This is a genomic window from Streptomyces sp. NPDC051173 (assembly GCF_040689515.1).
Taxonomy (GTDB): domain Bacteria; phylum Actinomycetota; class Actinomycetes; order Streptomycetales; family Streptomycetaceae; genus Streptomyces.
Genome location: NZ_JBFBBD010000100.1, coordinates 1 through 24,207, shown reverse-complemented (window position 1 = coordinate 24,207; position 24,207 = coordinate 1). Strand labels below are relative to the sequence as shown.

The window sequence follows — 24,207 nt, the reverse complement described above, 5'->3', positions numbered from 1 at the left end:
CTCCCAGCGGTAGCTGGGGGAGCCCCCGCCGCAGGCGGCAACGGACCCGAGGTTCGGGGTCTGGGGCAGCGCCCCAGTTTCGGGAAGGGGCGGGGTAGGGGAACAAAGCCCGCCGCAGGCGCAACCCCGTGAACACCCCCCTACAGCCACCCGTTCTGCCGCGCAGCGCGAACCGCTTCCATCCGGTTCCGAGTAGCCGTCTTGCCGATCGCCGCCGACAGATAATTCCGCACCGTCGCCGGCGACAGGTGGACCTTCGCCGCGATGTCCGACACCGTCGCCCCGTCCACCGCCGCCGCCAGGACGTCGCGTTCGCGCTGGGTGAGAGGGTTGGGGCCCGCGCTGAGGGCGGCCGCGGCCAGGCCGGGGTCGATGACGCGCTCGCCCGCGAGCACCTTGCGGATCGCGGCGGCGAGGTCCTCCACCGGGCCGTCCTTCACGAGGAAGCCGGACGCCCCGGCCTCCATCGCCCGGCGCAGATAGCCGGGGCGGCCGAACGTCGTGAGTATCAGCACCCGGCACTCCGGCAGCGCCGACCGCAGGTCCGCGGCCGCGTCCAGGCCGCTGCGGCCGGGCAGTTCGATGTCGAGGAGGGCGATGTCGGGTCGGGCCTCGCGAGCCTTCGGCAGGATCTCGTCGCCGTTGCCGACCTGGGCGACGATCTCGATGTCCTCCTCCAGCCCGAGCAGCAGCGCGAGCGCGCCCCGCATCATGCCCTGGTCCTCGGCGAGCAACACCTTGATCATTTCTTGCCGTCCTCCTCGGACTCCGAGTCCACTGGCAGTTCCGCGACGAGCCGGAACCCCCGCCGCCCGTCCGGTCCGCACGTCAGGGAACCACCCGCGACGGCCAGCCGCTCGGCCAGCCCCTTCAGCCCCGTACCGCAGCTCTTCGCGGACGCGTCCGAGCCTACGCCGCGCCCGTTGTCCGTGATCTCCAGGCGCACTTGGTCGGTCTCGCCGCGCACCTCGACCGTGCAGCGCCCGGCGCCGCTGTGCCGTACGACGTTGGTGACGCCCTCGCGCACCACCCAGCCGAGCAGCGCCGCGGACTGCGGTGGCAGCGGGGGGCCGGACTGGCGGATCTCCGCCTCGATGCCGGAGGCTTCGAGGAGGGAGCGGGCGCGGTCGAGTTCGGTGGTGAGGCTGCCCTCGCGATAGCCCGTGACGGCCTCGCGGATCTCGGTGAGCGCCTGCCGCCCGACGGCCTCGATGTCGGCGGCCTGGCCGAGCGCGGCGTCCAGGTCGCGGGGGGCGAGGCGGCGTACGGCCTCCGCCTTGACCACGATCACGGACATGGTGTGGCCGAGCAGGTCGTGCAGGTCGCGCGAGAAGCGCAGCCGTTCCTGCTCGACCGCGCTGCGGGCCAGTTCCTCGCGGGTGGCGCGCAGTTGGGCGACGGTCTCGAAGAGGGTGAGGATCGCGGCCGTGACGAGACCGGAGAGCATGGTGCCGTAGCCGATGATCAGCGACTCGCTGGGGCCGCCGCGGAAGCTGCCGATCAGCCCGGCGGAGCAGGAGAGCGTGAGGACGACGACCCCGAGCCGGCGCCCGTTGCCCTCGCGGTTCCTGAGCACGATTCCGCTGGCCAGCGACAGCAGCGGGAAGCACAGCAGCCAGTCGCCGCCGTAGCCGATGGTCAGCGAATAGGTCACGGCCGCCAGCCCGGCGAGCGCGACGCGCGGCGTCCGGGTGTGCCGGCGCCGCTCGTCGAGGCTGGTGAAGACCGCCACGACGTAGAGCACCGCGAAGGCGAGCACCCCGGCCCCGCCCAGCCAGGGCAGCGCCGCCTGCCCGCGGAACAGCCCCTGGACGTCCCCGGTGAGCATGAAGAGCCACGGTACGAAGGCGAATTTCCCCGGTGGCTTGTGGCGTGCCGTCGACCCGGCGCTGTCGTTCATGCTCCGACCTTAAGGAACACCGTGGTGACCTGGGCAGATGCAAGTGTGGGCGACGACCCGTGACATTTGTCGTAAGGCCCGGCCGTCCTGTGCCTCAAGGCCCGGCCGTCTTGTGCCTCAAATCCCGGCCGTCCTGTGCCTCGAAGCCCGGCCGTCCTGCGGCCCGGCGCCGCCGGAGGCCGGCCCGCCCGTGGCCTTCCCACCCTCACGGCGATCGGCTATACATGGGTCCCACCGGATCGGCTAGAACGCGTTCTACGTCGAGCGTGTCCCGGGCCGACCGGCAGTGACTCCGGCGCGGGCGGCGGTGCGGACGGCCGGGTCGGGGTCTCCACCTCGCCGCGAAGGAGCCCTGCCCCGATGCCGATCGACGCAGCGCAGGCGGTCGCCGCCGAGCCCCTCACCACCCGGCTCTCCTGGGACCACAAGGACATCCAGCTCTACCACCTGGGCATCGGGGCGGGCATCCCGGCGACCGACCCCGCCGAACTCCGCTACACCCTGGAGAGCAGGCTCCACGTCCTCCCCAGCTTCGCGACCGTCGCGGGCGGCGCCATGGCACTGGGCGGCGGCCTCGCCGCGCCCGGCATCGACATCGACCTCGCCGCGGTCCTGCACGGCGGGCAGCACATCACACTCCACCGGCCCATCCCCGTCCACGGCTCCGCCACCCACACCTCGCGCGTCACCGCCGTCCACGACAAGGGCAAGGCCGCCGTCATCGTGCTGCGCTCCGACGCCGCCGACGCCGACGGGCCGTTGTGGACGAGCGAGTGCGAGATCTTCGTGAAGGGCGAAGGCGGCTTCGGCGGTGAGCGCGGCACGACCACCCGGCTCGACGTCCCCACGACCGCACCGTCCGTCACCGTCGAGCGCCGTGTCCGCGAGGACCAGGCACTCCTCTACCGCCTTTCCGGCGACTGGAACCCCCTGCACGCGGACCCCGGGTTCGCCGCGCTCGCGGGCTTCGACCGGCCCGTCCTGCACGGCCTGTGCACCTACGGCATCGCCCTCAAGGCGGTCGTGGACACGCTGCTCGGAGGAGACGTCACCCGCGTCCGCTCCTACGCGACACGCTTCGCGGGCGTCGTCTTCCCGGGCGAGACGCTCCGCGTCCGGGCCTGGAGCGTGTCGCCGGGTCGGATCCAGGTGCTGGTGACGGTGGTGGAGCGGGGAGACGCGACCGTTCTGAAGGACACGGTCGTCGGACACGAATAGCTGATGTGCGTGCGTAGTTCAGCGCGGCGGACCCGCCTACGACGCAACAGCCGTGAAGGGAGCCCCACATGCGCGCAGCCGTACTGCATCGGACCGGGCAGGACAAGCTCGAAGTCCTCGACTCCGTCGAGCCCGTCGGGTTCGGACCGGGCAAGGTGAGGATCCGGATGCGGGCCACCGGGCTCTGCCACTCCGACCTCTCCGCCATGTCCGGCGTCCTGCCGCAGCCCGCCCCCTTCGTCCCCGGCCACGAGGGCGCCGGGGACGTCGTCGAGACCGGCGACGGCGTCACCGGACTCGGGCCCGGCGACCGCGTCCTCGTCTGCTGGCTTCCCCCGTGCGGCAGTTGCCCGGCCTGCCGGCGCGGCCAGTCCCAGCTGTGCCTGGCCGGATTCATGAACTCCGGCACCCCCAACTTCCGCCACGGGGACACCGACGTCTTCGGGTTCGCGGGCACCGGCACGTTCGCCGAGGAGATCGTGGTGGACGCGGGCTGCGCCGTGCCCATCCCCGACGACCTGCCGTACGACATCGCCGCCCTCATCGGCTGCGGCGTCACCACCGGCCTCGGCGCCGCCCTCAACACCGCCGCTGTGGAGGCGGGTTCGTCGGTCGCCGTCATCGGCTGCGGCGGCGTGGGGATCTGCGCCGTGCAGGGCGCGCGCGTCAGCGGGGCGGCCGGGATCGTCGCCGTCGACCCCGTCGCGTCCCGGCGCGAGGCGGCCCTGCGCTTCGGCGCCACCGAGGCGGTCGCGCCCGACGCCCTCGACGACGCCGTCACCCGGCTCACCGGCGGCGAGGGCTTCGACTACGTCTTCGAGGTCGTCGGCAAGTCCGCCACCGCGCGCGCCGCGTACGGCGCGACACGGCGCGGCGGCACGCTCTGCGTCGTCGGGGCGGGCGCGATGGACGACCACTTCCGGATCAACATGTTCGAGCTGTTCTTCGACGAGAAGCGGATCCTGCCGTCCCTGTACGGCGGCGGGGCCATCACGCGCTCGTACGAACGGGCTATCGCCCTGTGGCGGGCCGGGCGGATCGACCTCGCCGGGCTCATCACCCACCGAGTCCCGCTCGCCGGGATCAACGACGCCCTCGACCAGATGCGCACGGGCGAGGCGCTGCGCACCTGCGTCGAGATCTGAAGGGGGCCACCGTGGCGACATCCCTGGCGGGCCGCACCGCGATCGTCACCGGCGCGGGGCGCGGGCTCGGCCGGGCCGAGGCGCTCGAACTGGCCCGGCTCGGCGCGCACGTCATCGTCAACGACCACGGCCGGCCCGGCCGCGACGGCTCCGGCGCCGCCTCCGCCGGGCCCGCGGAGGAGGTCGTCGCCGAGATCAGGGCGGCCGGCGGCCTCGCCACCGCCCACGCCGGTGACGTGGCCGACTTCGCGCAGGCCCGGGAACTGGTCGAACTCGCCGTCCGCAGCGGCGGATCGCTCGACATCCTCGTCAACAACGCGGGCATCCTCCGGGACCGGATGGTCTTCTCGATGACCGAGGACGAGTGGGACTCCGTGATCCATGTGCACCTCAAGGGGCACTTCAACACCACGCGCTTCGCCGCCGCGTACTGGCGGGACCGGTCGAAGGCGACCGGCCGCCCGGTGTACGGACGGATCGTCAACACCTCCTCGGAGGCCTTCCTCGCCGGATCGGCGGGCCAGCCGAACTACGCGGCCGCCAAGGGCGGCATCGTCGGGCTCACCACGTCGACGGCGGAGGCGCTGCGCAAGTACGGGGTGACGGTCAACGCGATCTGCCCCCGGGCGCGGACCCGGATGACGGAGGACGTCTTCGCGGGCATCGGTGTGCCGGAGGGCGTGCCGGACGCGCTCGCCCCCGGCCACGTGTCCCCGCTCGTCGCCTATCTCGCCTCCCCGGCGGCCGCCGGGGTGACCGGGCAGGTCTTTGTAGTGCACGGCGGGATGGTCGCGGTGGTCGAGCGCCCCCGGATCGCGGCGAAGTTCGACGCCGCCGAGGGGATCTTCGGGGTGGAGGAGCTGGAGGGCGCGCTCACGCCGTACTTCGCGACGCGCCCGCTGGGCGAGACGTTCGCGGCGAAGGAGGTCCTGGGCCTGAAGCGGGAGTCGTGAGGGGCCCCGACGCCGGACGGGCCGGAGGCCGCTGAGCTCAGCGGCCTCCGGCCCGTCGGCCTACCGGGTCTGCTACCGGTCGGTTCTGCGGTGCTTGCCGTGCGCGGGAGCGCTGGCGTCTTGCGGTGAGGCCGGGCCACGGTGCCTGCCGGAGCCGGCGGCTGCGGCCTGGGCGGCCTCGAGAGGGCGCGCTTCGGTCGTGTCGGTTCGGGCGTCGGGCATGGGGAAAGTCACTCCGTCGGATGGGGGCTGCGTGCTCTGCGCTCGGGGGCCATGGCAGTGGCGCACGGCGTCGACGGAAGTCAACACGCTTTCCGCGCACGACCGTCCGGTCCACTCCGGTGCCCGTGGTGTCCGTCCGGTACAGCTGCGCAGCCCCCGCCCGATACTAACGGGACCTTGATCGCCTAGCCACCCGGTCCGTCGGCGAGTCGCCCCGCTCAGGGATGGGGATTCCGCCCGAGCGGTGCCTGTTGCAGGGGAACGGGCCGGGACGGGCACTCGTACCCCTGCACGGCCGGGGCGGGCCGGGCCGCCGCCGACCAGGCCTCCGGCATCGCCGCCGCCGGACGTCCGGGATACGTGGACGGCGGCACCGCGGTCCACATCTCGGGCTCCGCCCGCTGCGCCGGCGGCCCGAGCACGGGCCCCTGCACCGGCACGGGCGCCAGGGCCTGCGGGGGTACGGGGATCAGCCCTTGGGCGGCCGTGTCGCAGGCGGCGGCCCGCGCGGGATCCGGCGCGGCGAGCGGCCGCCGCACCGGGGCCGGGTCAGGAGCTGGGGGCAAGGGCTCGGCCAGGTCCCGGAGCACGCTCCGGGCGGTCGGGACGGTGGGCGCCGGCGCCGGTGGTCCGGCCGGGCGCGGGGGCATCGGCCCGGAGGCCGGGATCCGGGGCTGACCGGAGACGTCGGGGCGCGCGCCCCGGGCGGCGGCCGGCGCCTGTCCTGGCGGGCCGGGGGGCGGGGTCCGGAGCGGGTCCGGGAGGAGGTGCCGGGTCGCGGGGTCGCGGGACGGCACCGGGGCTCGGCCGTGGTCCGGGGCGGGGCGCGTGACCGGGTCCGGTTGCCCCGGCGGGGAGGAGAGCGCCGGGCCCGACCGCTCGGGAACCGAGGCCGAGGGGGCCGGGTTCCGGACCGGGTCCGGAGCGAGGGCGCGGGGCGCGGAGTCGGACGGGTCCGCCGGGTGGGCGGCCGGGCCCGGGGTCCGGTCCGGCGCCCCCGGTGGGGTGGAGGCCGCCGGGCCCGCCGGGCCGGGGCGCGCTCCCTGGGCCCCCAGTTGGGAGGACACGAAGGGGCCCGCCGGCTCGGTGTCCGGTACGCGGACCCGGTCGGCGGCCGGGGCGCTGGGAACGGGTTCCCCCAGCGGGCCGGTGGAGGGGGGCAGGTGCCGGGCCGGTGCGGGCGCCGGTTGTCCCGGCGAGGGGCAGGCCGGGGGGCGCGCGACATCCTGAGGAACGGCGACGGACGGCCCGGCCGGCCCGGTGGCCGGGACCCGGGGCTGACCGGAGGCACCGGGTCGTACCGCCTGGACGCCGGCTGCGGGTTGCCCCAACGGGGCGGGTGTTGGGGTGGTCGGACTTCCTGGGGTGGCGGCCGGGGCCTGGTGGGGGGCCGGTTGTCCCAGCAGGCCGGGGGCCGGGTCCCGGGGGAGGAGGCGCTGGGGCGCGGGGGCGGGGGCCGACAGGGTGGCGGGCGCCGGTGTGCCCAGCTGGGTCATCGGGTCCGGGGTGAGGTGCCGGGGTGTGGACGCGGACGGGTTCGCCGGGGCGTTGTCCGGGGTCCGGAGGGGCGCTGGTTGCCCCAATGGGGCGGGTGTGGGGTCCGGGGGGAGGTGCCGGGGCGTGGTCGGGCTTCCCGGGTTGTCGGTCGGGGTCCGGAGGGGGGCCGGTTGGCTCAGCAGGCCGGGGGCCGGGTCCGCGGGGAGGGGGTGGGGCGCGGGGTTCGTCGGCCGGGCCTGGCCGGGGGCCGACGGGGTGGCGGGTGGCGGTGTGCCCAGCTGGGTCATCGGGTCCGGTGAGACCGGTGAGAGGGGCCGGGCCGCGGAGGTGGCCGGGCTTCCCGGGGCCTGGTGGGGTGCCGGTTGCTCCAGTGGGTCGGGGGTCCGGAGCGGTGGTGTGGGGTCCGGCACTCGGGCCCGGTCCGTAGCCGTTGGGATGAGGGGCGTTGGTGCTCCCAGCGGCATCGGGTCGGGAGGGACGTGCCGGGGCGCGGACGCGGACGGGTTTCCCGGGGTGTTGCCCGGCGCCTGGAGGGGCGCCGATTCTCCCGCCGGGGCCGGGGCCGGGGCCGGAGGCCGGATCGCTTCCGGAGGGATCTGCCCGGCGGACGGCCCGGCCGGGTGAGGGCTCCGGTCCGAGGGCGACGGGGCGGTGGGGGCCGGGCCCCCGGGCGGACGGGACATGCGGACCCGGTCCGCGGCCGGCGGGACAGGCGGTGCCGGTTCCCCGGGCGGGGGCGTGGGGTTCGGCATGCGGGTCCGGTCGGCGGCCGAGGGGGCAGGTGGCGCCGGTTCCCCCGGTGAGGGTGCCGGCGCCCTCACCGGGTCGGGGCCCGCCGGGGACGGGTTCGGCACCCGGGGGCGGTCGGCGGCCGGTGGGGGCGCGGGCTCCCCCAGGGGGCCGCGGGCCGTATCCCGGTCCTCGCCGCGCGCCCGGTCGCGGTCCGTGTCCGGGAGGCGCAGGCGGGCCAGGCCGCAGCGCACGTACGGCGTCACGTACGGCAGGCGGAGTTCGCCGCCGGCGGTCCACAGGCCCGTGCCCACCAGCCAGCCCGCCGGGGCCGGGAACTGCTGGAGGCGGCGGGCCGCCGGACGCCACACGCCCACCCAGCTGCCGGTCGGCCCCTCGATGCGGAACGCCACCGCGCACCCCTCGGGCGCCAGCTCCTGGCCGGGCTGCGCGGCGAAGGGGGTCAGCACGGCGTCGGGCAGCCGCAGGCACTCCGGGAAGCGCACCGGCCGCGCGGAGCCCAGCACCCCCCAGCCCAGCCGGTCGTGGCCGGGCGCGTCCGAGCGCACGAGCAGGAGACCGCTGTACGGGTCGGCCAGCAGCAGCCGGTCCTGGCTCTCCTCGGTGATCTGGAGGAGGGGGCTGATCTCGCCACCGCGCCCGAGGTCGACGATCACCGCCTTCGTGCGCCCGTCGAGCTCGCGGTCGAGGGCGAGCAGCCGGCCCGTACGGTCGAGCCACGCGCCGCCCGTGCAGCGGCCCCCCACCTCGGCGATCCGCTCGGGGCCGAACGCGCCGCCGTGCAGCAGCCACAGCGCGGTGGAGCGCTCGTGGTGCACCAGGCCGTACGCCGCGGTGCCGCCGGGCGCCGGGGGCAGCAGCGAAAGGCGCTCGCACTCCACCGCGCCGACCTGCAGCTCTCCGGTGCCGGGGCCGGTGGGGTAGAGCAGCGAGACCGTGTGCCGCTCGGCCACCTTGCGCCGGATCAGGACCCGCCCGTCGGAGAGCGGCAGCACGTCGCTGTCGGGCTCCTCGGGCTGGGTGCCGGGCAGCGGCACGGCGTACGGTTCGGGGCCGTCGAGCGTCCAGCGCTCCGGAAACCAGCCACCCGTCCCGCCGTCGAGTGCCAGCCGGGCGGCGTACGAACCGTCCGCTGTGACCGTGAATGCCGCGCGTCTCATGTCCATCGACGCACTCCGTGGGGTGCTCTGTGGAGTGCTCTGGGGGGCACAGACCGTCATGAGAAACGTCACCTCCGGCACTGAACGTAGTTATCGCACTACCAGCCGAACAATGAGAGCGGGTCCGCTTCACGCGTAAGGGTGGCGGATGTCCGATTCGCCTGAGCGATGGGGGGTGGGTGTGCTTCGTGCGGTGCCGCCCGATTAAGGTAAGGCGTGCCTAAGTGGCTGGACCGGCCTTCTTGACGGCCGCTCGACGGGCATGCCCCGCCCCCTGTTCGTCCACCGTTCGTCCCCCTTACCCCTGGAGCACGTGATGTCACTTCGCCGCCGCGGCACCGCCGCCGTCGCCCTCTCCATCACCGCCGCGCTGTCCCTCGCGGCCTGCGGCTCCTCCGGCGACGGCAAGGACACGGCGGGCAAGGACGGCGGCAACGGCTCCAAGGCCGTGGCCGAGGGCGGCAAGGACTTCGGCAAGGCGGGCGAGCAGACGAAGAAGATGGGCACGGACGCCGCGCCCGGCCGGTTCCCGCGCACGGTCACCCACGCGCTGGGCACCACGGAGATCAAGGAGCGGCCCAAGCGCGTCGTCGTCCTCGACGTCGGCGAGCTCGACAACGTCGTCTCGCTCGGCCTGCAGCCGGTCGGCTGGGCGCCCACCGAGGGCAGCCAGGGCATCCCCGACTACCTCAAGAAGGACGCCGGGGAGCCCAAGAGCGTCGGCACCATCAACAACCTGAACCTGGAGGCCATCAACGACCTCCACCCCGATCTGATCCTCGGCAGCAAGCTGCGCGCGGAGAAGAGCTACAAGAACCTGTCGAAGATCGCGCCGACCGTGTTCTCCGTCCGCCCGGGCTTCACCTGGAAGGAGAACTACCTCCTCAACGCCGCCGCCCTGGACCGGACCGCCGAGGCGAAGAAGAACCTCGACGCCTACGAGGCCAAGGCGAAGAAGCTCGGCGAGGACGTCGGCGCGAAGAAGCCGACGATCACCATGCTGCGCTACATGCCGCAGTTCACCCGCCTCTACGCCGGCCAGTCCTTCATCGGCACCGTCCTCAAGGACGCCGGCCTGCCGCGCCCGGAGAACCAGCAGGGCGACGAGCTCGCCAAGCAGATCAGCCCGGAGAACATCGACCAGGCGGACGCCGACTGGATCTTCACCGGCGTCTACGGCGACCCGGACAAGACCAAGCGCGACAGCGCCCAGGACAACCCGCTGTGGAAGAACCTGAAGGCGGTCCAGGACGGGCACGCCAAGGACGTCAAGGACGAGACCTGGTACCTCGGCCTGGGCGTCACCGCCGCGAACAGCGTGCTGGACGATCTTCGCGGTTTCCTCGTGAAGTAGACCCCGCTCCGCACGATGGCCGCGCGGGCACGGCAGGAAGGTAGCCTTTCTCCCGTGCCCGCACTGTCTGAAGTCATCGCCGCCCTCGACGCCCTGTGGCCCCCGGAGCGGGCCGAGCAGTGGGACGCCGTCGGCACCGTCTGCGGCGACCCCGAGGCCACCGTCGGCCGGGTCCTCTTCGCGGTCGACCCCGTGCAGGAGGTCGTCGACGAGGCCGTGAAGCTCGGCGCCGACCTGCTGGTCACCCACCACCCGCTCTATCTGCGGGGGACGACCACGGTCGCGGCCTCCACCTTCAAGGGCCGGGTCGTGCACACCCTCATCAAGCACGACATCGCCCTGCACGTCGCGCACACCAACGCCGACCGCGCCGACCCCGGTGTCTCCGACGCCCTCGCCGGCGCGCTCGACCTGCGCGTCACCGGTCCGCTGGTGCCCGACCCGACCGACCCCGAGGGCCGCCGCGGCCTCGGCCGGATCTGCGCCGTCGACCCGCCGGTGAAGCTCGCCGAGTTCGCCGAGCGCGCCGCCCGGCGGCTGCCCTCCACCGCGCAGGGCATCCGCGTCGCGGGCGACCCGGACCGCACGATCCGCACGGTCGCGGTCTGCGGCGGCTCCGGCGACTCGCTCTTCGACGAGGTGCGCGCCGCGGGCGTGGACGCCTACGTCACCGCCGACCTGCGCCACCACCCCGCGTCCGAGGCCCAGCAGCACAGCCCGCTCGCCCTGGTCGACGCCGCGCACTGGGCCACCGAATGGCCCTGGATCGAGCAGGCGGCCGCCCAGCTCGACGAGATCTCCGACCGCCACGGGTGGGGCCTGCGCACCCACATCTCCCGTACGGTCACCGACCCCTGGACCGCCCACGCGGCGTCCTCCTTCCCGAACAAGTAACCACAGGAGCCCCCAACTGAACGCCGCGCCCGCCGACCAGATCCGCCTTCTCGACCTCCAGGCCCTGGACACCCGCCTCGGACAGCTCGCGCACAAGCGCAAGAACCTGCCCGAGCACGCCGAGATCGCCTCGCTGGAGGCCGACCTCACCCAGCACCGCGACCTGCTCGTCGCCGCGCAGACCGAGGAGAGCGACACCGCCCGCGAGCAGTCCAAGGCCGAGTCGGACGTCGACCAGGTGCGCCAGCGCGCCGCCCGTGACCAGCAGCGCCTGGACACCGGTGTCGGCATGTCCGCCAAGGACCTGGAGAACCTCCAGCGCGAGATCGCCTCGCTCGCCAAGCGCCAGGGCGACCTGGAGGACGTCGTCCTCGAGGTCATGGAGCGCCGCGAGTCCGCGCAGGAGCGGGCCACCGAGCTCACCGCCCGCGTGGAGTCCGTGCAGGCCAAGGTCAACGACGCCGCCGCGCGCCGCGACGCCGCCTTCGCCGAGATCGACGCCGAGGCCGCCTCGGTCGCCAAGCAGCGCGAGATCGTCGCCGGTTCCGTCCCGGCGGACCTGCTGAAGCTCTACGACAAGCTGCGCGTCAAGGAGGGCGGCGTCGGTGCTGCCCGCCTCTACCAGCGCCGCTGCGAGGGCTGCCGCGTGGAGCTCGACATCACCGCGTTCAACGAGGTCCGGGCCGCGGCCGCGGACGCCGTCGTGCGCTGCGAGAACTGCACCCGCATCCTGGTCCGCACCTCCGAGTCGGGCCTGTAGCACCCATGGCGCATCGCTTCGTCGTCGAGGCCGACGGCGGCTCCCGGGGCAACCCGGGCCCCGCCGGCTACGGCGCGGTCGTCCTGGACCCGGCGACGGGCGAGGCGCTCGCGGAGGCCGCCGAGTACATCGGCACGGCCACCAACAACGTCGCCGAGTACAAGGGCCTCATCGCCGGACTCAAGGCCGCGAAGGCCCTCGACCCGGAAGCGACCGTCCTGGTCCGGATGGACTCCAAGCTCGTCGTGGAGCAGATGTCCGGCCGCTGGAAGATCAAGCACCCGGACATGAAGCCGCTGGCGGCCGAGGCCCGCACGGTCCTCCCGGCCGGGCGCGTCACCTACCAGTGGATCCCGCGCGAGCAGAACAAGCACGCGGACCGGCTCGCCAACGAGGCCATGGACGCCGGGCGGCTCGGCAGGCAGTGGGAGCCCGGCGCGTCCACCGCGGCCGTCCGCGAGCGGCCGGCACCGGCATCCGTCATACCCGCGCTCCCGGCCGAGCCCCCGCTCGCCGAGCCCAAGGCCGCGCCCGTCGGCTGGGCGGCACCGGCCGACCTCGGTACGCCCACCACCTTCGTCCTGCTGCGGCACGGCGAGACGGCCCTGACACCGCAGAAGCGGTTCTCCGGCAGCGGTGGCGCCGACCCCGAACTCTCGCCCGCCGGGCGCCGCCAGGCCGAGGCCACCGCGGCCGCCCTCGCCGCCCGCGGCACCGTGCAGGCCGTCGTCACCTCGCCGCTGCGGCGCTGCCGGGAGACGGCCGCCGCCGTCGCCGCGCGCCTCGGCCTGGAGGCGCGGGTCGAGGAGGGCCTGCGCGAGACGGCCTTCGGCGCCTGGGAGGGCCTGACCTTCGCCGAGGTCAAGGAGCGCCACCCCGACGACCTCGACGCCTGGCTCGCCTCCTCCAAGGCCGCGCCCACCGGCGGCGGCGAGAGCTTCGCCACGGTGGCCCGCCGGGTCGCGGTCACCCGCGACAAGCTCCTCGCGCGGTACGCGGGCCGCACGGTCCTCCTGGTCACGCACGTGACCCCGGTCAAGACCCTCGTCCGCCTCGCGCTGGGCGCCCCGCCGGAGTCGCTGTTCCGGATGGAGCTGTCCGCGGCCTCCCTCTCGGCGGTGGCCTACTACGCGGACGGCAACGCGTCCGTACGGCTGCTGAACGACACGTCGCACCTGCGATAGCGGCACGACGGGCTTACGCCGCCGGCGGAAGCCCGCCCCGCTACTCCGCGACGCGCAGTGCTATCGCCTCGTTCAGGGCCGCGAGCGCGGCCAGGCGCTGCTGCTCACGCTCCTCGATGTCCTGGGGGCTCTCGCCCGTCGCCGCGACGCGCGGGCACGTCGGGCACTGCCAGCGGTCGGGGGCACCCATGGGCGGCGGTGTCATGGCGACAGCGCAGTGGGGGCACTTCACGATCACTCCTTCCACGTGGCCGCACGACGCGCAGACCCACACGGGGCCCTCCGCGTCGTGCTGCCGCCACGCCGTCCTCAGACAGCGCGGGCAGCCGGTGGTGACGATCCCGGCGCGGCTCATGACGGGCGGCTCCGGGGTGGTGTCCGCGTACTCGATGATCCGGGCCCTGATCCGGGCGTCCGTGGTGTTGGCCATCCTGAGCAGGTGTGCGACTCGCGAGCGGGCCTCGTCAACGAAATCGTTCATGGCGAGCAGCAGGCTACGCGGAAGGAGCGCGGGTCAGGCGTCGGAAATCCCGGTGCGGGACGGAGGTTTGCGGGCCGCGGCCGGGCGGCGGTGCAGGTACGGCGGGGCCATGGCGTTCGATGGCGTTCCATGGCGCGTTTCTCGGATTGACCCTTTCGGACGACACCGGATCGGTGGGGTGAGGTGACCGTTGCGTGATCGCGGGGCCCGCGGTGTCGGTTCAGCCGCGCAAGGAGGCGGCGGCGCGGGCGAGTTCGGTCACCCGGGCCCAGTCCCGGTCCGCGAGGGCGTCGGCGGGCAGCATCCACGTACCGCCCACACAGCCGACGTTGGGCAGCGCGAGGTACTCGCGCGCCGCCTCCGGGCCGATGCCGCCCGTCGGGCAGAAGCGGGCCGCGGGCAGCGGTCCGGCGAGGGACCTCAGGAACGCGGGCCCGCCCGCGGCCTCGGCGGGGAAGAACTTCATCTCGCGCACGCCGCGTTCCAGCAGCGTCATGACCTCCGACGCGGTCGACACCCCCGGCAGGAACGGCACCCCGGCCGCCGTCGCCGCCGCCAGCAGCCGCTCCGTCCACCCCGGGCTCACCAGGAACCCGGCCCCGGCCGCCGTCGCCGCCTCCGCCTGGCCGGGCGTCAGCACCGTGCCCGCCCCGACGACCGCCTCCGGCACCTCAGCCGCGACGGCCCGTATCGCCTCCAGCGCCCCGGCCGTACGCAAGGTGATCTCGACCGCCCGCAGCCCGCCCGCGACCAGCGCCCGCGCGAGCGGCACGGCGTCGCCGGCATCGTCGAGCACGACCACCGGCAGCACGGGAGCGAGGCTGAGCACGTCACGGGGTGGCATCACGAACGGCATCCTGCCGTGGGGGAGTGGGGTAAGCAATGGTGGTTGCGGAGGATGCAACGCAAGGCCCGCACCCGGGCCACGGGCCTACGGCGAAGGCCCCCCGCCCTGCCGCTCGGGCAGTTCGGGGGGCCTCGCTCAAGATGACCGACGGACGAGTCGGCCTGTACGCCGGGTTCTGTCTCCCGGTCGCCTCGCGGCGGCCGGGGAGGCGGCCATCCATCTAGGCCTGCCGTTGCCGACAGGCTCGTGCGGTCTACCCGCGGACTCGGGCTGGCAGCCCTCGGTCGTCCGCGCAGGGCCGCCGTGAGGCGGCCCCTCTTGACCTTGCTCCGGGTGGGGTTTACCTAGCCGTCCGAGTCACCTCGGACGCTGGTGGTCTCTTACACCACCGTTTCACCCTTACCGGAAGCCTCGCGGCCTCCGGCGGTCTGTTTTCTGTGGCACTGTCCCGCGGGTCACCCCGGGTGGGCGTTACCCACCACCCTGCCGTGTGGAGCCCGGACGTTCCTCGGGGGATCCGAAGATCCCACGCGGCCGCCCGGCCGGCTCGTCCGCCGTGCCGACCATGCTACCTGCCGTGATGCAGCCCCCTTGACCTTGCGGTGGTGTCACGCCGGAGCGAACCAGACCTTGTCCCGGCCCGGGTCCGCCTCGATGACCCGGACCCGCATCCGGTGCCCCAGCGGCAGGGGCGGGCCGTCCCCGTCGCCCTCGACGTGGCCGACCACGGCGGGCTCGTAGAGGTGCACGGTGCCCGCGGTGGGGCGCTCCTCCTGGACGTCGACGACGTACCCGTCGAAGACCTGGCCGATCCGGTCGCGCAGCAGCGCCGCCTCGACCAGGTCGACGCACTCGCGCTCCACCTGGGCGGCCCGCCGCGCGCCCGTCTCCATCTCGCCGGGCAGGGCGTCGAGCGCGACCCGCACCCACTCCGGCGGGTCCGTCCCGGCGGCCGCGGCCAGGCACAGCTCGCCCGTGTAGCGGTCGACGAGGCGGCGCAGCGGGGCGGTGCAGTGGGCGTACGGCGCGGCGAGCGCGGCGTGGGCGAGGGCGGCCGGGTCGGTGGGCACGGGGTGGGCGGCGGGCCGCTCGCGGTCGAAGACCCGGTACCCGGCGCCGCGCAGCAGGGCGGTGCACTCCTGGAGGAAGGCGGCGTGCTGGGTGTGGGCGGGGTCGAGGGCGCGGACGACCACGGCGTACGGCATGTTCTCCGGCCAGTTGACGCCGAGGGCGCGGGCCACGCGGCGCAGCCGGTCGACGGCGGACTCGGGCGCGGGCGGGAGGGTGCGCAGGATGCCGGTGCCGGCGCGGAGCATCAGCTCGGCGGCGGCCATGCCGGTCATCAGGGATATCTGGGCGTTCCAGCCGTCGGCGGGCAGGGGCGCGCGGTATTCGAGGGCGTAGTGGTTGCCGTGGCGGACGATCTGCTGTTCGGGGACGTCGAGCGAGATGCCGCCGCGGGCGCGCTCCAGCTCCTCACGCCGCAGCCCCACCTCCCGCAGCAGGCACAGCGGTTCCTCGGCGGCGCCGGATTCCACGGCGTGCTGCACGCCCGCGTAGTCGAGCTTGGCCCGGCTGCGGACGAGGGCGCGGCGCACGTCGGCCCGCTCGACCTGGCCGTCCGCGTCGAGGTCGAGCTGCCAGAGCAGGGCGGGCCGGGTGTGGTCCGGCAGCAGGCTGGCGGCGCCCTCGCCGAGGACGTCGGGGTGGAGGGGCACGCGCCGGTCGGGGTAGTAGAGGGTCATGACGCGGCGGTGCGCCTCGGCGTCGAGGGCCTGGCCGGGGCGGACGAAGGCGGTGACGTCGGCGATGGCGTAGTGCACCCGGAAGCCGCCCGCCTTCCGGCGCGCGAGGTACATCGCCTGGTCCAGGTCGAGCGAGTCGGGCGGGTCGATGGTGAAGAGCGGCAGGTCGGTGGCGTCGCGCGCCGGGAGCCGGGGCCGCGTGGCCACCTGCTCGGCCTCCGCCAGGGCCTCGGCCGGGAACTCCACGGGTGTCCCGGACCGCGCGCGCAGCTCGCGCAGGGCGGCCCGCAGGGGCGTGCCGTCCGCGTCGGTCACGTGGATCGGCCGGCGGGGCATGACATCGAGCGTAGGCGGGGCGCGGGCGTGGGGCACGGCGGGGCATGGCGGGACATGGCAGGAGGGGCGCGCGGCGGGGCCGTGCGCGGTGGATCTCGCGAGTGGGCGGCGGACCGTCCGGCCCCAGCGCCCGCGCCGCGGGACAGGGCCGCCTCCCGCCGTCGGCGCGACGGTCCCGCAGCCGGGCGAGGATCCGCCGCGCACGGCGTTAGGCTGCCCCGGGGCCGTACCGGAAGAAGAACCACTGGAGGAGATCGACCGTGCTCGTGCTGTTGCCGCCGTCCGAAGGGAAGGCCACGGCCGTCGACGGCGGTGCCGGGGCCGCGCTCGACCTCGGGGCGCTGTCGCTGCCGGGGCTGTCCGGAGCGCGCGAGGCCGTGCTGACGGAGCTGGTGGAGCTGTGCGCGGCCGACGAGGACAAGGCCGCCGAGGTGCTGGGGCTCTCGCCCGGGCTGCGCGGGGAGATCGCGAAGAACGCGGGCCTGCGCGCGGCGGGCACCCGCCCGGCCGGCGAGGTCTACACCGGCGTGCTCTACGACGCGCTGGGCCTGGCCGGCCTGCCCCCGGCGGCGCGCCGCCGCGCGGAGGCGTCCCTGCTGGTCTTCTCCGGGCTGTGGGGCGCGGTGCGGGTGGGCGACCCGATCCCGTCGTACCGCTGCTCGATGGGCGTACGGCTGCCGGGGCTGGGCGCGCTCGGCGCGTACTGGCGCGGCGCGACGGAGCCCCACCTGACGGAGGCGGCGGCGGACGGGCTGGTGCTCGACCTGAGGTCGGCGGCCTACGCCACGGCGTGGAAGCCCAAGGGCGAGGTCGCGGGCCGCACCGCGACCGTGCGGGTCCTCCAGTCGAAGATCGTGGACGGGGTCGAGAAGCGGTCCGTGGTGAGCCACTTCAACAAGGCGACCAAGGGCCGCCTGGTCCGCGACCTCCTGACGGCGGGCGTCACCCCCTCCGGCGTACCGGACCTGGTGACCGCGCTGCGGGACCTGGAATACACGGTGGAGTCCACGGCCCCGGCCCGCGCGGGGCGGCCGTGGGCGCTGGATGTGGTGGTGACGGAGGTCTAGGGCGGCCGGGAGTTACCGGACCGGAGTGTTGCCGATCATCAGTACCGTCACGGAGACGTTGCCGTCGTCGATGTCGTACAGGGCGCGGTATTTTCCGACGTGCAGTCGGTAGGAGTCCGTTCCGCCCATACGCACGGCGGCCGCGGGGCGGGGGTCGCGGACGAGGCCGTTGATGGCGTCGTGGAACGGCTTGACCGCGTCCCCGTCACGCTGGCGCAGCTCTCGCAGTTTGCGGGCGGTGTTGTTGGCCCAGATCAGCGTGTACCTCACGAAGCCTGCGCCTGATCGAAGACCGCCATGGCCTCTTCGTGGCTCATGGTGGTGCCGTCGCTGTCGGCCTTGGCGAGCTCGATCAGGTGCAGATCCGCGGCGTCCTCCAGCGCGGCGCGCCTGACGGTGTCGTCGCCCGCGGTGTCGATGACGGCCTGTCGCCACCAGTCGTCAATGGTCATGCGGGCGGAGATCCCGTCGTGAATGCACCGCACGTCGTCCCAGAACTTGTGTTGCCAGTGGGCGTCGAGAGCGGCGGCGATCCCGCCGATGGTGCGCGGGATGCCGGGGAGCTCCGGCGTTCGTGGCGTCGACATGGCAGTCAGTATGCCGTCACGCCAGTTCCTGTGCGCGGCTTCTCGCGCATCTCCGGGGCGGGTCCGGCTGCCCGGCGTCGCCGTCGGTCTCATCCTGCTTCCGAATGACGGCGACGGCGAGCACCTCCGCTCTGTCGCGCGGACGCGGTCAGCGCACCGTGACCGTGAACACCGGGGACGTCGCCTGGCCGCCCGTGACGCGGAGGGAGTTCTTGCCCTTGATGCCGAGCTTGACGCGCATCGAGTAGGCCGAGCTCTTGTCGACCGCGACGGTGGCGGGGAGCGAGACCCACTTGGAGCCCTGCTTCTGCTGGAGGGTGACCTTCGTGCCTGCCTTGATGGCGGTCGCCTTGCCGGAGACGTGGAACTCCTGCCAGGCGTTGACGGTGGTCGTGCTCGCCTGCGCGGTCAGCGCGGGCTGCGCGGATATCGCGGCGGCCGGGGAAGCGGCGAAGGCGGCACTGGCGCCGCCGGCGACGAGGGCGGCGCTGAGAGCACCGGTGAGAGCGAGGCGGTATGCGCGGTTCATGGCGTGTTCCTCCCTGTAGACCTGATTCACGGCCTTCACTGAGGAACACGGGGAACCAGGGGGCACTGGTTGCCTGTGGATGCCATGTATTTCAGGGGAGTTGACGTCCGTACGGCCCTTCACACCTCTTCCGGCCACGCGCGCGGCGGCCGGGCCGCCGTCCGCCCGGGCACCGGTACGGGCCGGGGCCGCCGGTGATCATGTCACCATGGTGGACTGAATGGTTGACCCGACAACTACTGTGGAGCGCGACGCATGACGGACCCCGGCCGCGGCACAGCCGCGCCCCAGCGTGCCCCCGAGGGCGGCTCCGGCGAACGCGGCGACCACATAGCCGCGGCCCGGCGTACGGGCCTGCTCGTCACCCTCGTCCTCGGCGGTCTCACCGCCCTGCCGCCGCTGTCCATGGACATGTACCTCCCGGCCCTGCCGGAGGTCACCGACGCCCTGCACCGGCCTGCGGCGACCGTCCAGCTCACGCTCACCGCCTGCCTCCTGGGCATGGCGCTCGGCCAGCTCGTGGTCGGCCCCATGAGCGACAAGTGGGGGCGCAGGCGGCCCCTCCTCGTGGGCATGGTGATCTACGTCCTCGCCACCGCGGTCTGCGCCCTCGCGCCCACCGCGGAACTGCTGATCGGCTTCCGCCTCGTGCAGGGGCTGGCGGGCGCGGCGGGCATCGTCATCGCCCGCGCCGTCGTGCGCGACCTCTACGACGGCGACGCCATGGCCCGCTTCTTCTCCACCCTCATGCTGATCTCCGGGGTCGCCCCCGTCGTCGCCCCCCTCATCGGCGGACAGGTGCTGCGGCTCACCGACTGGCGGGGCGTCTTCGTCGTCCTCACCGTGGTCGGCCTGCTGCTCACCGTCGTCGTCTGGCGCGGCCTGGGCGAGACGCTGCCGCCCGAGCGGCGCCAGGCCGGCGGGCTCCGCGAGACCCTGCGGGCCATGGGCGGGCTCCTCGGCGACCGCGTCTTCACCGGGTACATGCTCTCCGGCGGCTTCGCCTTCGCCGCCCTCTTCGCCTACATCTCCGCGTCGCCGTTCGTGATCCAGGACATCTACGGGGCCTCCCCGCAGACCTTCAGCCTGCTCTTCGGGCTCAACTCCGTCGGCCTCGTCATCGTCGGCCAGATCAACGGCAAGGTGCTCGTCGGGCGCGTCAGCCTCGACAAGGCGCTCGCGGTCGGGCTCGCCGTCGTCACCCTCGCGTCCGTCGCCCTGCTGCTGATGGCCTCGGGCGTCTTCGGCGAGGCGGGGCTGGTGCCGGTCGCGGCCGGGCTGTTCGTGCTGATGTCGGCGATGGGCCTCGCCATGCCGAACACGAACGCCCAGGCGCTGATGCGCTCGCGGGACGCGGCGGGCTCGGCGTCGGCCCTGCTGGGCACGTCGACGTTCGCGCTCGGGGCGGTGGCGTCACCCCTGGTGGGCATCGCGGGGGAGGGCACGGCCGTGCCGATGGCGGTGGTGCAGGTCGCTTGCGCGGTGGCGGCGCTGGTGAGTTTCCTGGCTCTGTGCCGGCCTTGGCGGAGGCAGGCCGTCAGGTGAGGGCGTCCCCCCCCCAGACCGTAGAATTCTGCGAATGCACGCCCCCCACCCCCTTCCCGTCGCCGGCAATCTGCGGTCCGCGCTCGCCGCGGTGCTCGACGGGCTGCCGCCGCGCGTCGCCGCGCAGGCCGTCGAGCGGCTGATCGCCAACTACCGGGGGCGCACCCCGACGCACACCCCCGTGCTGCGGGACCGCTCCGACGTCGTCGCGTACGCCGCCTACCGCATGCCCGCGACCTTCGAGGCCGTGCGGTCGGCGCTGGAGGCGTTCCGGGACCGGCTCCCGGAGTGGGTGCCCGCCTCGCATGTCGACGTCGGCGGCGGTACGGGCGCCGCGAGCTGGGCCGTGGCCGCCGCGTGGGAGGGGCACGAGCGCCGCACGACCGTCCTCGACTGGGCCGAGCCCGCCCTCGCGCTCGGCGCCGAACTGGCCCGCGCCGCGCACGACGAGGGGCTGCGCACCGCCGAGTGGCGGCGGCAGACCATCGGCGGTGCCCTCGCGATCCCCGACGGCACGGACCTCGTCACCGTCTCGTACGTCCTGGGCGAGCTCACCGAGGCGGACCGCCGCGCGGTGACCGACGAGGCGGCCCGCGCCGCCCGCGCCGTCGTCCTGATCGAACCGGGCACGCCCGACGGCTACCTCCGCGTCATCGAGGCCCGCGACCGCCTTGTCGCGGCCGGGTTCCGGGTCGTCGCCCCCTGCCCGCACAGCGCCGCCTGCCCGATAGAGCCGGGCACCGACTGGTGCCACTTCTCCGCCCGGGTGAGCCGCTCCTCCCTCCACCGGCAGGTGAAGGGAGGTTCGCTGCCGTACGAGGACGAGAAGTTCTCGTACGTGGCCGCGGTGCGCGACCTCGACGTGCCGGCCGCGCCCGCCCGCGTCGTACGCAAGCCGCAGATCCGCAAGGGCCAGGTGCTGCTCGACCTGTGCACCCCCGAGGACGGCCTCACGAGGGAGACGGTGACCAAGCGGCACGGCGGGCTCTACAAGGCCGCGCGCGACGTGAGTTGGGGCGACGAGTGGGGCGACGACGGCAGCGACGACGGGGCGCCGACCCGGGACTGACCTGCCGGACGTCACGTCCGGACCGGCGGGAGGCTGATCGCCGCGGGCTCAGTGGACCCGCGGTCGGCAAGCCACCTGACTCACCGTCACCGAAGCTCCAGCGTGCAGCACTTCACGCTTCCGCCGCCCTTCAGGAGCTCGCCCAGGTCGAGGCCGACCGGTTCGTAGCCGCGGGCCCGCAAGGGGGCGAAGAGGCCCACCGCGGCCTGGGGGAGGAGCACGTGGCGGCCGTCGCACACCGCGTTCAGGCCGAGGGCCGAGGCGTCCTCCTCGGTGGCGATCAGGGCGTCGGGGAAGAGGCGTTCCAGCACGGCCCGGCTGCCCGGTGAGAAGGCTCCGGGGTAGTACATGACCTCGTCGCCGTCGAGCACGCACAGCGCCGTGTCCAGGTGGTAGTAGCGCGGGTCGACCAGGTCGAGCCCGATCACCGGGCGGCCGAAGAACTCCTGCGCCTCGGGGTGGGACAGCGGGCTGCTGCGGAAGCCGCGCCCGGCGAGCAGCCAGGAGGCGGTGACGGCGAAGTCGCCCTCGCCCTCGTTGATGTGCTCCGGTTCGAGGACGTCGCGATAGCCGTGCGAGCGGAACCACTCCGCGTGCGCGGCCGCCTCGGCGGTCCGTTCGGGATGGGCGAAGCGGGCGCCCAGCACCCGTCCGTCGACGACGGTGGCGCCGTTGGCGGCGTAGACCATGTCGGGCAGGCCGGGGAGCGGTTCGAGCTCCTCCACGGTGTGCCCGAGGGCGAGGTAGCGGTCGCGCAGGTCCTCCCACTGCGCGAGCGCGAGGCGCAGGTCGACCGGCTTGGCCGGGTCCATCCAGGGGTTGATGGAGTAGGTGACCCTGAAATGGGTCGGGGGGCACATCAGATAGCGCCGCGGGCCGGTGTTCCGCCGTGGGGCGGCAGGGGCAGGTGGAGCGATACGCAAGGAGAGCTCCTCACGGTGGTGTGGGGCACGTGCGGGGTGGCACGTGCCCCAAATCGTCCTCGCTCCAAGGGCTTTGGCACATGAACCGTACGGGTGGTTTACCGGTGACCCGCTCACGCTCCGGTGGTTTCGCCCCTTCCCTCGCGCAACTTCCGCAGCAGTTCCCGCTTCTGGGCGTTCGCGTCCGCACCGCCCCCGGCGCGGCCGCCGCGGCCGCCGCCGCGGAGCGCGCCGCGGGAGAGGTTGCTGCGGGTGCCGCCGACTCCGGGCATGTTGCCCGCGCTGCCCCGGCTCATGGGATCTCCTCCCGATCAGGCGAGACGCTCCGTCTCGCTTCACCCGTAAGGCTGAACGAGACGCACCGTCTTGTCAAGACGATACGTTTCGGTTCGTATGGTGCGGGTGCTCGCTAGGATGCGGCCATGTCCCAGAAGACGCCCGCTCCCAAGAGCCCCGACGTCAGCCGCCGCAGCGAGCGCTCCCGCCGCGCGATCCTCGATGCCGCCCTCGAACTGGTCGCGGAGGTGGGGTTCACCAAGCTCACCATCGAGGCCATCGCCGCCCGCGCGGGCGTCGGCAAGCAGACGATCTACCGCTGGTGGCCCTCCAAGGCCGCGGTCCTCTTCGAGGCGGTCGTGCCCGAGGGCATCGACGACCCGGCCGCCGTCGAGCTGCCCGACACCGGCGACCTCGAGGCCGACCTCAAGCAGGTCCTGCGGGCGACCGTGGACGAACTCACCGGTGAGCGCCTCGAAGCCGCGACGCGCGCGCTCTCCGCCGAGACGCAGAACGACGCCGAGCTCGGCCGCGCCCTCACCGAACGGGTCCTCGAACCCCAGCTCCAGTCGTACGTCCGCCGCCTGCGCTCGGCGCAGCGGGCCGGACAGGTGGCCGAGGACGTCGACCTCCGGGTCGCCCTCGAACTTCTGGTCGGGCCGGTCTTCCACCGCTGGCACAACCGGACCCTGCCGCTCACCCACGACTACACCGACACCGTGGTCGACCTGGCACTCCGCGGTCTCGCACCGCGCTGAGACCCGCGCCCGCCGCCCGCGCACGGCCGCGCGAGCGGCCGGTCTCACACCACCTGGATAGGTCCGACGGTCACACCAGGAGCAGGATGGTGGCAGCATTGACCGGAGACCGCGGTCGAAGTGAGGGGATAGATGGAACGCAAGAGCAGGTTCTCCCAGTGGCTGCGCCGCCCCAGGAGCGGAGCGGGCGGCGATACGGGTACCGGAGCGGCCTCGGAAGCCGCCCGCGAAGAACTGCTCCTGGCCGCGGCAGCCGCGGGCTTCCCACTGGCCCCCGCCGCGCACCCGTCGGGCTACGGCTGTTCCTGTGAGCGCATCGGCTGTCCGACGCCCGGCCGCCACCCCGTCTCCTTCGCCTGGCAGACCCTCGCCACCACCGACCCCGAGCAGGTCACCAAGTGGCTGCGGGCCCAGCCGGAGGCCAATTTCATCACCGCCACCGGCATCGCCCACGACGTCCTCGACGTTCCCGCCGAGGCCGGCCGTACGGCCCTGGACCGGCTGGCGGCGGCCGGCGTCGAGGTGGGTCCGGTCGCCACCGTCACCCCCGACCGCATGCTCTTCTTCACCGCCACCCGCGGCACGCCCGACGACGAGGACGAGTGGTGGCCCTGCGAGCTGGACTGCCACCCGGAGACGCTGGACGAGCATCCCGGGCTGCGGTGGCACTGCCGCGGCAGCTACGTTCTTCTGCCACCCTCGCTTCTGCCGTCCGATGGGCAGGTGGCCTGGTTGCACGGGCCGGAGCGGGCTCTTCCTGACCCGTTGTCGTTGCTCGAAGCCCTTACGGATGCGTGTGCGCGGGTCGAACACCACGAGTCCGAGGCGTGGCCGATCGGGCGCTAGTCCTGGCGGACGGCTTTTCGTCTGCGGGTGCGGGTTGCTTGCGCCTGCGGCGGGCTTTTTCCCCAGCCCCGATCCTGCGCCCCGGCCGCCTCGATGTGAAGATCAAGATCGAGCGTCCGGACGCGGAGGCGGCCAAGGACATCTTCTCGAAGTACCTGACC

At 74.1% G+C, this 24,207-nt stretch carries 23 protein-coding genes and 1 other RNA gene; 12 read left to right on the top strand and 12 right to left on the bottom strand.

All coding sequences use genetic code 11. The annotated features are described in order from the left end of the window. Positions 1-140: 140 nt before the first annotated feature. Positions 141-746: a response regulator transcription factor gene (locus AB0435_RS31390; protein ID WP_366007286.1), complete on the bottom strand. Its 606-nt coding sequence runs from the start codon at positions 744-746 to the stop codon at positions 141-143. Then, on the bottom strand, positions 743-1,900 hold the full coding sequence (locus AB0435_RS31385) for a sensor histidine kinase (RefSeq protein WP_366428500.1): 1,158 nt from the start codon (positions 1,898-1,900) through the stop codon (positions 743-745). The genes AB0435_RS31390 and AB0435_RS31385 overlap by 4 nt, the downstream gene beginning before the upstream one ends. Before the next feature lie 360 nt (positions 1,901-2,260). On the opposite strand from AB0435_RS31385, the gene AB0435_RS31380 reads away from it, so the two are divergent. The 3 genes from AB0435_RS31380 (at position 2,261) to AB0435_RS31370 (ending at position 5,216) form a co-directional block, all read left to right on the top strand. After that, a complete protein-coding gene (locus tag AB0435_RS31380) occupies positions 2,261-3,118 on the top strand; it encodes a MaoC/PaaZ C-terminal domain-containing protein (RefSeq protein WP_366428499.1) in 858 nt (285 codons plus the stop codon). Positions 3,119-3,186: 68 nt separating this feature from the next. After that, a complete protein-coding gene (locus tag AB0435_RS31375; RefSeq protein WP_366007289.1) occupies positions 3,187-4,263 on the top strand; it encodes a Zn-dependent alcohol dehydrogenase in 1,077 nt (358 codons plus the stop codon). An 11-nt stretch (positions 4,264-4,274) separates the two neighbouring features. Then, on the top strand, positions 4,275-5,216 hold the full coding sequence (locus AB0435_RS31370) for a 3-oxoacyl-ACP reductase (RefSeq protein ID WP_366007290.1): 942 nt from the start codon (positions 4,275-4,277) through the stop codon (positions 5,214-5,216). Positions 5,217-5,656: 440 nt separating this feature from the next. On the opposite strand, the gene AB0435_RS31365 is transcribed toward AB0435_RS31370, so the two are convergent. After that, on the bottom strand, positions 5,657-8,851 hold the full coding sequence (locus AB0435_RS31365; RefSeq protein WP_366428498.1) for a hypothetical protein: 3,195 nt from the start codon (positions 8,849-8,851) through the stop codon (positions 5,657-5,659). Between the two features lie 310 nt (positions 8,852-9,161). Between AB0435_RS31365 and AB0435_RS31360 the strand changes: the two genes are divergently transcribed. From AB0435_RS31360 to AB0435_RS31345, 4 genes are read left to right on the top strand one after another with little or no spacing between them, the layout of a single operon-like run. After that, positions 9,162-10,199, top strand: coding sequence for an iron-siderophore ABC transporter substrate-binding protein (locus tag AB0435_RS31360; protein WP_366428497.1), 1,038 nt, complete (start codon positions 9,162-9,164; stop codon positions 10,197-10,199). 54 nt (positions 10,200-10,253) lie between these two features. Beyond that, positions 10,254-11,093 (top strand): Nif3-like dinuclear metal center hexameric protein, encoded by an 840-nt coding sequence (locus AB0435_RS31355; protein ID WP_366428496.1) that lies wholly within the window; start codon positions 10,254-10,256, stop codon positions 11,091-11,093. A 16-nt stretch (positions 11,094-11,109) separates the two neighbouring features. Next, complete coding sequence (locus tag AB0435_RS31350) at positions 11,110-11,853, top strand: C4-type zinc ribbon domain-containing protein (RefSeq protein WP_366428501.1); 744 nt, start codon at positions 11,110-11,112, stop codon at positions 11,851-11,853. A gap of 5 nt (positions 11,854-11,858) precedes the next feature. Next, positions 11,859-13,037 (top strand): bifunctional RNase H/acid phosphatase, encoded by a 1,179-nt coding sequence (locus AB0435_RS31345; RefSeq protein ID WP_366007294.1) that lies wholly within the window; start codon positions 11,859-11,861, stop codon positions 13,035-13,037. 40 nt (positions 13,038-13,077) lie between these two features. On the opposite strand, the gene AB0435_RS31340 is transcribed toward AB0435_RS31345, so the two are convergent. From AB0435_RS31340 to AB0435_RS31325, 4 genes are all read right to left on the bottom strand, one after another. Further along, positions 13,078-13,518, bottom strand: a complete 441-nt coding sequence (locus tag AB0435_RS31340) for a hypothetical protein (protein ID WP_361530093.1) — start codon at positions 13,516-13,518, stop codon at positions 13,078-13,080. A gap of 220 nt (positions 13,519-13,738) precedes the next feature. Next, on the bottom strand, positions 13,739-14,362 hold the full coding sequence (gene eda / locus AB0435_RS31335; RefSeq protein ID WP_366007295.1) for a bifunctional 4-hydroxy-2-oxoglutarate aldolase/2-dehydro-3-deoxy-phosphogluconate aldolase: 624 nt from the start codon (positions 14,360-14,362) through the stop codon (positions 13,739-13,741). 151 nt (positions 14,363-14,513) lie between these two features. Further along, positions 14,514-14,915: RNase P RNA component class A (gene rnpB, locus AB0435_RS31330), an RNA gene on the bottom strand. Between the two features lie 58 nt (positions 14,916-14,973). Further along, entirely contained in the window at positions 14,974-16,446 is a 1,473-nt protein-coding gene (locus tag AB0435_RS31325) for an RNB domain-containing ribonuclease (RefSeq protein ID WP_366007296.1), read from the bottom strand. A gap of 260 nt (positions 16,447-16,706) precedes the next feature. On the opposite strand from AB0435_RS31325, the gene yaaA reads away from it, so the two are divergent. Next, on the top strand, positions 16,707-17,513 hold the full coding sequence (gene yaaA, locus AB0435_RS31320) for a peroxide stress protein YaaA (protein WP_366007297.1): 807 nt from the start codon (positions 16,707-16,709) through the stop codon (positions 17,511-17,513). 12 nt (positions 17,514-17,525) lie between these two features. Here the strand turns inward: yaaA and AB0435_RS31315 are convergent, their stop codons facing one another. From AB0435_RS31315 to AB0435_RS31305, 3 genes are all read right to left on the bottom strand, one after another. Beyond that, entirely contained in the window at positions 17,526-17,783 is a 258-nt protein-coding gene (locus AB0435_RS31315) for a type II toxin-antitoxin system RelE/ParE family toxin (RefSeq protein WP_366007298.1), read from the bottom strand. Next, positions 17,780-18,100 (bottom strand): hypothetical protein, encoded by a 321-nt coding sequence (locus AB0435_RS31310; RefSeq protein WP_366007299.1) that lies wholly within the window; start codon positions 18,098-18,100, stop codon positions 17,780-17,782. Before AB0435_RS31310 ends, AB0435_RS31315 begins: the two co-directional genes overlap by 4 nt. Before the next feature lie 148 nt (positions 18,101-18,248). After that, positions 18,249-18,629 (bottom strand): hypothetical protein, encoded by a 381-nt coding sequence (locus AB0435_RS31305; RefSeq protein ID WP_366007300.1) that lies wholly within the window; start codon positions 18,627-18,629, stop codon positions 18,249-18,251. Between the two features lie 255 nt (positions 18,630-18,884). Between AB0435_RS31305 and AB0435_RS31300 the strand changes: the two genes are divergently transcribed. Beyond that, positions 18,885-20,174 (top strand): Bcr/CflA family multidrug efflux MFS transporter, encoded by a 1,290-nt coding sequence (locus AB0435_RS31300; protein WP_366007301.1) that lies wholly within the window; start codon positions 18,885-18,887, stop codon positions 20,172-20,174. A 34-nt stretch (positions 20,175-20,208) separates the two neighbouring features. Beyond that, the gene (locus AB0435_RS31295; protein WP_366007302.1) at positions 20,209-21,243 is read left to right on the top strand and encodes a small ribosomal subunit Rsm22 family protein; all 1,035 of its coding nucleotides are present in this window, start codon (positions 20,209-20,211) and stop codon (positions 21,241-21,243) included. Between the two features lie 86 nt (positions 21,244-21,329). Here AB0435_RS31295 and ddaH read toward each other — a convergent pair whose 3' ends face one another. Then, complete coding sequence (ddaH, locus tag AB0435_RS31290) at positions 21,330-22,160, bottom strand: dimethylargininase (RefSeq protein WP_366007308.1); 831 nt, start codon at positions 22,158-22,160, stop codon at positions 21,330-21,332. Positions 22,161-22,279: 119 nt separating this feature from the next. Next, positions 22,280-22,462 (bottom strand): DUF6243 family protein, encoded by a 183-nt coding sequence (locus AB0435_RS31285; protein WP_366428495.1) that lies wholly within the window; start codon positions 22,460-22,462, stop codon positions 22,280-22,282. 126 nt (positions 22,463-22,588) lie between these two features. On the opposite strand from AB0435_RS31285, the gene AB0435_RS31280 reads away from it, so the two are divergent. Next, positions 22,589-23,200: a TetR/AcrR family transcriptional regulator gene (locus AB0435_RS31280; RefSeq protein WP_366007304.1), complete on the top strand. Its 612-nt coding sequence runs from the start codon at positions 22,589-22,591 to the stop codon at positions 23,198-23,200. 132 nt (positions 23,201-23,332) lie between these two features. Then, positions 23,333-24,046, top strand: a complete 714-nt coding sequence (locus tag AB0435_RS31275; protein WP_366007306.1) for a bifunctional DNA primase/polymerase — start codon at positions 23,333-23,335, stop codon at positions 24,044-24,046. Positions 24,047-24,207 lie beyond the last annotated feature (161 nt).

Bases quoted from the DNA above. Each gene is read 5' to 3' on its own strand.
- AB0435_RS31305 (WP_366007300.1), bottom strand. From the start codon at position 18,629: ATGAACCGCGCATACCGCCTCGCTCTCACCGGTGCTCTCAGCGCCGCC.
- AB0435_RS31365 (WP_366428498.1), bottom strand. From the start codon at position 8,851: ATGGACATGAGACGCGCGGCATTCACGGTCACAGCGGACGGTTCGTAC.
- AB0435_RS31310 (WP_366007299.1), bottom strand. From the start codon at position 18,100: ATGTCGACGCCACGAACGCCGGAGCTCCCCGGCATCCCGCGCACCATC.
- AB0435_RS31380 (WP_366428499.1), top strand. From the start codon at position 2,261: ATGCCGATCGACGCAGCGCAGGCGGTCGCCGCCGAGCCCCTCACCACC.
- AB0435_RS31375 (WP_366007289.1), top strand. From the start codon at position 3,187: ATGCGCGCAGCCGTACTGCATCGGACCGGGCAGGACAAGCTCGAAGTC.
- AB0435_RS31345 (WP_366007294.1), top strand. From the start codon at position 11,859: ATGGCGCATCGCTTCGTCGTCGAGGCCGACGGCGGCTCCCGGGGCAAC.
- AB0435_RS31340 (WP_361530093.1), bottom strand. From the start codon at position 13,518: ATGAACGATTTCGTTGACGAGGCCCGCTCGCGAGTCGCACACCTGCTC.
- AB0435_RS31280 (WP_366007304.1), top strand. From the start codon at position 22,589: ATGTCCCAGAAGACGCCCGCTCCCAAGAGCCCCGACGTCAGCCGCCGC.
- AB0435_RS31385 (WP_366428500.1), bottom strand. From the start codon at position 1,900: ATGAACGACAGCGCCGGGTCGACGGCACGCCACAAGCCACCGGGGAAA.
- AB0435_RS31285 (WP_366428495.1), bottom strand. From the start codon at position 22,462: ATGAGCCGGGGCAGCGCGGGCAACATGCCCGGAGTCGGCGGCACCCGC.
- AB0435_RS31295 (WP_366007302.1), top strand. From the start codon at position 20,209: ATGCACGCCCCCCACCCCCTTCCCGTCGCCGGCAATCTGCGGTCCGCG.
- AB0435_RS31300 (WP_366007301.1), top strand. From the start codon at position 18,885: ATGACGGACCCCGGCCGCGGCACAGCCGCGCCCCAGCGTGCCCCCGAG.
- eda (WP_366007295.1), bottom strand. From the start codon at position 14,362: ATGCCACCCCGTGACGTGCTCAGCCTCGCTCCCGTGCTGCCGGTGGTC.
- AB0435_RS31390 (WP_366007286.1), bottom strand. From the start codon at position 746: ATGATCAAGGTGTTGCTCGCCGAGGACCAGGGCATGATGCGGGGCGCG.
- AB0435_RS31275 (WP_366007306.1), top strand. From the start codon at position 23,333: ATGGAACGCAAGAGCAGGTTCTCCCAGTGGCTGCGCCGCCCCAGGAGC.
- AB0435_RS31360 (WP_366428497.1), top strand. From the start codon at position 9,162: ATGTCACTTCGCCGCCGCGGCACCGCCGCCGTCGCCCTCTCCATCACC.
- AB0435_RS31325 (WP_366007296.1), bottom strand. From the start codon at position 16,446: ATGCCCCGCCGGCCGATCCACGTGACCGACGCGGACGGCACGCCCCTG.